Below are 8,444 nucleotides of genomic sequence, written 5' to 3' on the forward strand. Positions count from 1 at the left end.
AACGCCCCTCTCCGGGCCACCCCCTGCGCCGCCCCTTCCGCAGCGCGTCCCTCTCGCTTGGTCGGGTGAGGGGAGAGATGGGTGGAGGGGGTGGGGGTTGAGGCCGTTGGCAGTCTGGAAATCACCCGCAACGCCCCTCTCCGGGCCACCCCCTGCGCCGCCCCTTCCGCAGCGCGTCCCTCTCGCTTGGTCGGGTGAGGGGAGAGATGGGTGGAGGGGGTGGGTGGGGTGGGGGTGGCAGAGTGGGCGGTATGGACGACGAGGAGTTGGTGGGGGCTTGGCGGGCGGCTGAGGGGGAGCCGGGGGTGGTGGTGTTGGACGGGTTTCATGCGTTGAAGCACGCGCTGCGGTTCGGGGGGGAGGTGCGGCGCGTGGTGACGGTGGACCGGGGGGCGTTGTCGGGGTTGGCGGGGGAGTTGGCGCCGGATGTGGTGCCGGCGGTGGAGGGGCTTGCGGTGGAGGTGTCGGAGGCGGTGGTGCGGCGGATCGTGCCGCGGCTGCATCCGACGGGGGTGGTGGCGTTGGCGGTGCGGCCTTCTCGGGGGGTGAACCTGGCGGTGTTGGGGGAGCGGCCGCGGCGGGCGCCGGTGGTGGTGCTGGAGAATCCGCGGAACCTGGGGAACGTGGGGGCGGTGATCCGGCTGGCGGCGGGGTTCGGGGCCACGGGGGTGGTGACCACGGGGGATCTGGATCCGTGGCACCCGAACGTGCTGCGGGGCAGTGCGGGGCTGCACTTCGCCACGGCGGTCGAGCGGGTGGCCCTGCCGGAGCTCCCCGCGGGGCCGCTGTACGTGTTGGACCCGGAAGGGGCGGACATCCGGGACCTGCCGTTCCCGGATGACGCGTTGCTCGCCTTCGGCACGGAGCGGCACGGGGTCTCGGCGGAGCTCAAGGCGCGGGCCGACCGGTTGGCCGCGGTGCCGATGCAGCCCGGGGTGTCCAGCTTCAACCTGGCGACGAGTGTGGCGATGGGGCTGTTCCACTGGATGTCGGGGAGGCGCTGAGTCAGGAGAAGAGGTGGCGCCAGGTGTCGGGGCCGGGGTAGCCGTCGGCTTCGGGGCCCTGCCAGCCCTGGGCCAGTTGGAAGGCCTCGGTGGCCTGGCGGTCGGCCTCGGTCCAGCGGGGGCCGGGGCCGACGGTGTAGGAGCCGCCGAAGCCCTTCTGGACCAGTCGGTCGCCGAGTCGGCGGACGTGGTCGTTGTCCTGGCCGGGGGCGAAGTACTGGGTGCCGGGGAAGGGCGGGGGTGTGGTGGTGGGGGGCGGCGGGGGCAGCGGGGTGCCGCTGTCGATGTTGCGGCCCTTGCCGTGGACCAGGTAGTCCCAGGTGTCCTTGCCGGGGAGGCCGTCGGCCTCGGCGCCGCGCCAGCCCTGGGCCAGTTGGAAGGCCTGGGTGGCCTTGCGGTCGGCCTCGCCCCAGCGGGGGCCGGGGCCCTCGGTGTAGAAGCGGGAGCCGCCGCGCTGCACCAGCATCCGGCCGAGCGTGGTGACGTACGCGTTGTCCTGGCCGGGGCCGAAGTACTGGGGGCCGGGGAAGGCCGTGGCGGGCACGCCGCCGTCGTTGCTCGCGCCGGACAGGCCGGTGTAGCGGTACGGGACGTAGGCGCCGGAGTTGTTCCAGTACGCGTACGGGGTGGCGCGCTTCCTGGCGCCGGGGGCGGTCTGCTCGTAGGCGAGGTACCGGGTGCGGGAGGAGTCCGTCCAGCCGCCGAAGATCGTGACGTGGGAGCCGGCCTGCGGGCTGGCCGGGTTGTTGAAGAGGAGGACGTCGCCGGGCTGGAGGTCGTTCTTGCCGATCCGTTCGGCGAAGTCCGGCAGGGTCCAGGTGGTCTGGCTGCTGCCGAGGCCCCAGGCCATCGAGACGAAGCCGGAGCAGTCCTGGCGGTAGCCGTCCGACCAGTAGCGGCCCATGCTGTACGGCACGCTCTGGTCGACCCAGCTCTGGGCGCGCTGGATGATCTGGGCCCGGGTGAGGGGCTGGGCGGTGGAGGCGCGGTCGCCCTGGCCGTAGGGGCCGCTGATCTCGCCCTGGGGGGTCTGCGTGGTGCTGTTGTTGTCCGGGGTGGGGGCTGCTGCTGCGGCGGTGCCGCCGGCTATCGCGGTGCCGACGGCTGCCACCAGGACGGCGGCGTGGCGGCGGATGCCGCGGGGCGCGGCGTGCTGTCGGGCGCGGCGGCGGGCGCCGCAGCCCCCGCATATGCAGTCCTCCTCCGGTTCGACCTCGTCGAACTCCAGGAGCGGGGACAGGTCGGTCGGGGTCATGCTCCGCCTCTTTCCGGTAGGTCACGGACCAAAGTCCCAGAGCGGGCGGGGTGCGGCGCGGCGGAGTGGGCCGGGCGGGTGACGATCGTTCGGCTCCCGGCTGACCTGAGGTGCGGTCAGCGCGGGATCGCGGGTGAGTACTCCGGGTCGGTCCAGGTCAACGGGGCGGCGTCGGCGAGTTCGAGGACGCCGGTGACGGACAGTTCGACCATCCGCTCGGCGCCCGGGACGGCCTGCCGGGCCTCCTCGGACCAGTCGGTGCGGGCCTCGCCGGTGACCAGCAGCGCCCCGCCGGTCTCCCAGTCGGGCAGCAGCAGGCCGGCCCTGGGGTCGAGCTCCAGGTTGCCGAGGGTGAGGAACATGCTGTTGCCCGGGTACTCCGGCCAGCGCAGCCGGTCCGGTGCCACGGCCTCCAGGAAGCCGGGGAAGCCGCCGCGGTGGGAGGCGTCCACGCTGCCGCCCGGCCCGGTGGTGGCGATGAAGAAGGTGTCCGCGGTGGCCGCGGCCAGCTGCTGCGCGGTGGTCAGCCGGGAGCCGGCGGCGACCGTGCGGGGCGCTCCGGCGGTCGGGCGGTCCAGCGGGGTGCGGCGCTGGATGTACTTCGGGCAGTTGGAGACCACCTCCTCGGCGCCGATCAGCAGGCCGTCGCCGCCGTCCGGGGTGGAGGTGCCGTTGAGCCGCATCCGGCGCCGGCCGGCCGGGTCCAGGGCGATGGTGCCGACCCGGGCCGGGCGGGCCAGTGCCTCGGCCAGCGGGTCGGCCCCGGTCGGACGGGCGGCGACCGACATCGTCCGCTCGTCCGCGGCCCGGAGGAAGCCCTCCGGTCCGGCCAGCTGGGTGGCCCAGATCCGGCCGTCCGGGTCGGCGGCGCCGAGGACGAGCATCCGCCGCTCGGTCAGGAAGCGGGCGGCGACCGCGGGGATGGTGTCGCGGATCGAGCGGCCGGCGTGGTCGGCCCGCTCGGTCCGGCCGGCCCGGGCCTGGGCGGTGCGCTCACCGGCGTGGTAGGGGGTGGTCATGGCTTAGAAGAAGCCGCAGGTCGGGGCCCCGGTGGTGGGGGCGGTGGCCTCGGTCTCGTCCACGCCGGCCCGGGTGTAGACCTCCAGCCGGATGCCGTCCGGGTCGGTGAAGAAGATGCCGCCGGAGGCCGAGCCCTCGCGGTGCGGGACGACGCCGTCGTACGCGAACTCGGCGCCGAGTTCGCGCAGCAGCCGCTCGGTGGCGCGGACCTCGTCCAGGGTCTCGACCTCGAAGGAGAGGTGGTGCAGGCCGGGGTTGCCGGGGGCGAAGGTGCCGGAGCTCTGCTGCCAGAGGGTCACCACCAGGCGGCCGTCGCGGCCGAGCAGGGCGAACCGGCGCTCGGGGTCGGTGCCCTCGGCGGTGACCTTGAGGTCGAGGACGGCGCGGTAGAAGTCGATCGAACGGGCCAGGTCGGTGACGTTCAGGCCCACGTGGCCGGTCTGCAGGGTGGTACTGGGCATGCCTGGTCACTCCTGGAGGCAGGGGTTGACGGTCGGGCTTTTGCCTAACCTGTGTTCATGAGATTAGGGGTTAGGTGATGGGGCGTCAACCGGTGTGCCGATGTGAAGGGGTTAGGTGGGCGGACAGCGAGAAGCCCCGTCGGAATGGGTCCGACGGGGCTTCGGGGGGAGGTGGGCCCTAAGCCCATTCCCAGCGGATGCCGATGTGGCCGGGCTGCTGGTCGGGGGCCAGGACGTGGGCGCTCGCGGAGGCGCCGATCCAGAGCTGCTCGCGGCGGTGGTCGACGTCGGCGCCCGGCTCGCGGTCGTAGCGCTCGCAGTGCGCCGGGACGGCCGCCGGGTCGAAGTGCACCTGGAGGACGTACTCGCGCACCGGGGTGGCGAAGCGGCGGCTGTACTCCAGGGTCGGCCCGCCGGGCGGGATCTCCACCTCGTACTCGAAGACGGTGCTGTCGCCGAGGCCGAGCGGGCGGTCCAGCATCAGCTCGGCGACGGTCAGCCCGTCGTCCGGGCGGCGGCGCACCCGGCCGAGCCGGCCGTGCCGGACCGAGGTGATCTCGGGGCAGCCGGTGGCCTCCTCGTCGGCCTTGTGGACGACCAGGCAGCGGCCGACGCCGCCGACGGTGGCGCGCACCACCTGGCGCATCCGCAGCAGGTTGCCGCGCTGCTCGGCGTCCACGTAGTACGAGTCGTGGATGCTCAGCCGCTCCAGCTCACCGGCCGGCGGGGCGTCCAGCTCGGCGAAGATCGAGGCGATCTCCTGCTCGCCGGGCCACACGTCCTCCAGCCCGAGGTGCAGGGTGTTGGCGGTGGCCGCCCAGCGGCCGCGCGGGCGGGGCGGGCCGAGCAGCGAGGAGAGCGCGCTGTGCGGCAGGCCGAGCAGCTCCTCCAGCAGGTGGACGGCGCGCAGCGAGCTGGCCCGTTCGGGCTGGCTGCGGCCGCGCCGCCAGTAACTCAGCGTCGTGACGCTGACCCTGACGCCGCGTTGGGCGAGGGCGGCGCGGATCCGGTCCAGGCTGAGGCCGCTGGCCTCGATGGCCAGGTGCAGGGTGTCCGCGAAGCCGCCGACCGGGGCGAGCCGCCCGGGGGGCGGTGCCGACGTCTGGGCCTGCGCCGACGGCTGGGCCGGCGCCGGTGCGGGCGCCGATCCGGGTGCGGGCGGTCCGGGGCGCTCCGTCTGCGACCCGACCAGCCGCAGCCTCGCGGCGTCCTGAGGCTGTTGTGCGGCCATACGGTGACCCTCCCCACCAGGTGAGTTCGGTGGGACCGGGCCGACGCCGGGGCGCGTCGCCAGCGGCTTCACCGAGCTTTGGGGAACCCTATGCACGGTCGAGAGGCTACGTCATCAGTCGTGCGTATGACAGTGGTCACGGCTGGTCAACCGGATGGTTAGCGATCTTGAAACAGTCCGGAAACACAGCGCTTACCGGGACCCCGGCGGCGGACGCGACACCGCCGGGGCGGGCCCTGACGGCGCCGCCCCGGCGGGGGTATCGGTGGACTACCGAGTGCTACGTGGTGTTACCGGATGTGATCAGCCGATGTTCAGCGCGACGTCGTCGATCACGAAGCTGGTCTGCAGGGACGAGTCCTCGGTGCCGGTGAACTTGATGGTCACGGTCTGGCCGGCGAAGGAGGTCAGGTCCAGGGTGCGCTGCACGTAGCCGGCGGCGGCGTTCGCGTTGGAGTACGTCGCCAGCGTGGTGCTGTTCGCCTGGACGGTCAGCTTGTCGTACGCGGTGGTGCCGGTCTCCGCGGTGTCGATGTGCAGCCAGAAGGTCAGCTTCGCGGAGGTGCAGCCGGCCGGGATCGAGACGGTCTGCGAGACGGTGTCGGTGTGGGCCGAGCCGTAGCCGTTCATCCAGGCCTTCCAGCTGCCCGCGTGGGCGGCCTGGGAGGAGCTGTTGTCGACGACGCCGGTGGAGGTGGTCCACGGGGCGGCGGAGCCGGTCTCGAAGCCGCCGTTGCCGACCAGCTGGGCGGCGGTGCAGCCGCTGGGCGGCGGGGTGGTGCCGCCGCCGAGCAGGGCGGTGGTCAGCGCGTCCGCGACCGGGGAGCCCCAGCCGGTGACCTGGTCGTAGCCGGCCTTGGCGGAGAAGTCCTGGTTGGCACCGGTGGACACGTCGTGGAAGACGCTGCCGTAGCTGCTGCTGTTCGCGACGGTGTACAGCCGCGGGCTCGCCTCGCCGAGGGCCGGCTGGCCGGCCGCCTTGGCCTTCTGGTTGAACTGGGCCGCGTAGCCCGCCCAGAGCGGCGCGGCCGCGCTGGTGCCGCCGTAGACCTGCCAGCCGCCCGCCGTGTAGATCGAGAAGCCGCTCGCCGGGTCGGCGTTGGAGGAGACGTCCGGGACGGTGCGCATGGTGCCGCTGACGCCGGTGCCGGTCTGCCAGCTCGGCTTGGAGAACACGGTGGAGACGCCGCCGCCGGCGGTGCTCCAGGCGCTCTCCGAGGAGTAGGTGTTGCTGCCGGACACCTTGAGGTTGGTGCCGCCGACACCGGTCTGGTGCGGGCTGGAGGCCGGGAAGTCGACGGCCTTGACGGTCGAGCCGCTGGTGGAGCGGGTGCAGTCGCGCGAGCCGTCGTCGCCGGAGGCCGAGAAGATCGAGATGCCCTGGGCGGCGGCCTGCTTGAAGGCGTTGTCGACCGCGGTCATCGAGGCGGCGGTGGTGTCCGGCTCGCAGGAGCCCCAGGAGATCGAGATGACCGAGGCCCGGTTGTCGGCCACGATCTTGTTGGCCATGTCGATCTCGCCCTGGTCGCTGTTCGGGGCCTCGTAGACCAGCTGGGTGGCCTTGGGCGCCGCGCCGCGGACGATCTCGCTGTCCAGCTCGACCTCGCCCTGGCCCTCGCCGGGCTTGGCGTCGTAGTTGGCGCCGTCCACCGAGACCGTGGTGACGGCCGGGCCGGTCAGGCCGAACTGCGAGTCGTAGGTGGTCAGGTTCGAGGACTTGTAGCCGTCGAACTCCCACAGCGCGACCGTGGTGCCGGTGCCGTCCGCGCCGGTCTTGTTCAGGTTGTAGGCGCCGGTGTACTGCACCGGGTTCATGCCGGTCGGGGAGGCGGTGGCGGCCTTCGGGGAGATCCCGTTCGGCTGGGCCAGGCGGTTCTTGCGCACCGCGTGGTTGTCCAGGCCGACGACGCCCTGGACCACGGAGGCCAGGTCGGCCGGGATCGAGGCGGCGGCGTCGTTGGCGAAGAAGGCGCGCTGCAGCTGCGGGTCGACGTAGGAGCTCTCGTGGGTGCCGAAGGCCTGCGAGATCTGCGCGGCGGTGCCGCGGGCGTTGACGACCTGGCGGTTGGCGCTCACGTCGGTGACCGTCAGGCCCTGCTGGGCGAGGTAGGTCTTGACCTGGTCGACGGCGGCCTGGGTCGGGGCGAACTGCGCGGTGAACTGCTCCGGCGTCAGGTACTTGCCGAACTCGGGGGCGCCGGGCGTGGTGACCGCGGTGAGGAAGCGCTCCAGCGCGTCGGCGTTGCGCAGCTTCAGGTTGACGGCGACGGAGATCTGCTGCTCGGCCGGGACGTCACCCTTCTTCTCCGAGTGGGCCACCGCGGGGTTCACGGTGTTCGGCAGGGCGACGCGCGGGGCGGCGTTGGGGCTCGCGGCGTTGGGGGCGGCGGCCTGCGCGGTGGAGACACCGAGCGAGACGGCGGTCAGCGGCAGGACGGCTATCGCCGCGGCGAGAGCAAGGGTGCGGGGGCGCAACGGATCCTCCTCCGGCCGGCTGTGGGGGCCGGCAAGGGGCCAGGCGTTCCGGGGTCGAGAACGCTGGCTCGAACATGACAGAACCGGTGTGCGAAGTGGCTCATGATCAAGCAATTCATTGCTAAAAAACAGTCAAGTGTGGAGGGCGGGAAACTCCGGGATTCCATACAGTGAATGACCGGGAATTCGCTGACGGTGCATACCGGTTCGCGGGTCGGGCGCGGGCGTCGAGTGGAGGTGGAGCGGGCCGGGGGCAGACGTAGGATCGGGGGAGCCGAGGGAGGGCGATGACTGACGTGATGGCAGACCCCAGGGACCCGCGACCGCTCATCGGTGAGCCGCTCGCGCTCGACCTGCTCAACACGCGTTGGGCCGGGACTCCCGTCAACGACCTGCTCACCGGGGTGGAAGGGTACGGGATCTGGCTGTCCTCGGCGGGGCTGGGCGAGCGCTGTGCGGCGGACGAGGCGGGGCTGACGGCGATCCGGCAGGCCCGGGAGGCGATCCTGCTCGCGGCCCAGGAGGCCGGCGAGCAGGGCGAGTTGGGCGCGCGGGCGAAGGACGGGCTGGACGCGGTGCTGGCGCACGGGCGGATCCGGCGGACGGCCGGACCGGGCGGGGCCGAGGACCGGGTCGAGGTCGACCGGGCGGAGTGGCTGGCGCCCTGGCTGGCCGCCGACGACTTCCTGACGCTGCTCGGGCGGGGGGCGCCGCGGGTGAAGCAGTGCGCGCACGAGGCGTGCATTCTGCATTTCTTCGACGCCTCGCAGAACGGGCGGCGGCGGTGGTGCCGGATGGCCGTGTGCGGGAATCGGGCTAAGGCGGCGCGGCACTATGAGAAGGGGCGGGGTTAACGGACGACCGAATGAAGGGTCGGGCGGTGCCGTGCCGCTGGCGCGGGGGTGGTGGGGTGGTGGCTTTCGGGAGGGTGGGGGGTCGGGGGGGGGGGGGGGGGGGGGGGGGGGGGGGGGGGGGGGGGGGGGGGGGGGGGGGGGGGG

The 8,444-nt window shown here is 73.2% G+C and carries 7 protein-coding genes; 2 read left to right on the forward strand and 5 right to left on the reverse strand.

Annotation, left to right across the window (positions count from 1 at the left end):
* The first annotated feature begins 251 nt into the window (after window positions 1-251).
* Window positions 252-1,004, forward strand: a complete 753-nt coding sequence (locus ACIRD3_RS40265) for a TrmH family RNA methyltransferase (RefSeq protein ID WP_402227082.1) — start codon at window positions 252-254, stop codon at window positions 1,002-1,004.
* A 1-nt stretch (window position 1,005) separates the two neighbouring features.
* On the opposite strand, the gene ACIRD3_RS40270 is transcribed toward ACIRD3_RS40265, so the two are convergent.
* The 5 genes from ACIRD3_RS40270 to ACIRD3_RS40290 all read right to left on the reverse strand — a co-directional run bounded on the left by ACIRD3_RS40270 (window position 1,006) and on the right by ACIRD3_RS40290 (window position 7,446).
* The gene (locus ACIRD3_RS40270; RefSeq protein ID WP_402227083.1) at window positions 1,006-2,259 is read right to left on the reverse strand and encodes a peptidoglycan-binding protein; all 1,254 of its coding nucleotides are present in this window, start codon (window positions 2,257-2,259) and stop codon (window positions 1,006-1,008) included.
* A gap of 116 nt (window positions 2,260-2,375) precedes the next feature.
* On the reverse strand, window positions 2,376-3,278 hold the full coding sequence (locus tag ACIRD3_RS40275; protein ID WP_402227085.1) for a pyridoxamine 5'-phosphate oxidase family protein: 903 nt from the start codon (window positions 3,276-3,278) through the stop codon (window positions 2,376-2,378).
* A gap of 3 nt (window positions 3,279-3,281) precedes the next feature.
* The gene (locus tag ACIRD3_RS40280; RefSeq protein WP_402227086.1) at window positions 3,282-3,740 is read right to left on the reverse strand and encodes a VOC family protein; all 459 of its coding nucleotides are present in this window, start codon (window positions 3,738-3,740) and stop codon (window positions 3,282-3,284) included.
* A gap of 178 nt (window positions 3,741-3,918) precedes the next feature.
* Entirely contained in the window at window positions 3,919-4,971 is a 1,053-nt protein-coding gene (locus tag ACIRD3_RS40285) for a hypothetical protein (protein WP_402227087.1), read from the reverse strand.
* A gap of 303 nt (window positions 4,972-5,274) precedes the next feature.
* Window positions 5,275-7,446, reverse strand: coding sequence for a protease pro-enzyme activation domain-containing protein (locus ACIRD3_RS40290; protein WP_402227089.1), 2,172 nt, complete (start codon window positions 7,444-7,446; stop codon window positions 5,275-5,277).
* 299 nt (window positions 7,447-7,745) lie between these two features.
* On the opposite strand from ACIRD3_RS40290, the gene ACIRD3_RS40295 reads away from it, so the two are divergent.
* A complete protein-coding gene (locus ACIRD3_RS40295; protein ID WP_402227091.1) occupies window positions 7,746-8,300 on the forward strand; it encodes a CGNR zinc finger domain-containing protein in 555 nt (184 codons plus the stop codon).
* Window positions 8,301-8,444 lie beyond the last annotated feature (144 nt).

The organism is Kitasatospora sp. NPDC093550, assembly GCF_044764985.1.
Lineage (GTDB): Bacteria > Actinomycetota > Actinomycetes > Streptomycetales > Streptomycetaceae > Kitasatospora.

What these genes read in the sequence shown, in the direction of transcription:
- ACIRD3_RS40270 (WP_402227083.1), bottom strand. Translation starts at nt 2,259, where the DNA reads ATGACCCCGACCGACCTGTCCCCGCTCCTGGAGTTCGACGAGGTCGAA.
- ACIRD3_RS40285 (WP_402227087.1), bottom strand. Translation starts at nt 4,971, where the DNA reads ATGGCCGCACAACAGCCTCAGGACGCCGCGAGGCTGCGGCTGGTCGGG.
- ACIRD3_RS40265 (WP_402227082.1), top strand. Translation starts at nt 252, where the DNA reads ATGGACGACGAGGAGTTGGTGGGGGCTTGGCGGGCGGCTGAGGGGGAG.
- ACIRD3_RS40280 (WP_402227086.1), bottom strand. Translation starts at nt 3,740, where the DNA reads ATGCCCAGTACCACCCTGCAGACCGGCCACGTGGGCCTGAACGTCACC.
- ACIRD3_RS40295 (WP_402227091.1), top strand. Translation starts at nt 7,746, where the DNA reads ATGGCAGACCCCAGGGACCCGCGACCGCTCATCGGTGAGCCGCTCGCG.
- ACIRD3_RS40275 (WP_402227085.1), bottom strand. Translation starts at nt 3,278, where the DNA reads ATGACCACCCCCTACCACGCCGGTGAGCGCACCGCCCAGGCCCGGGCC.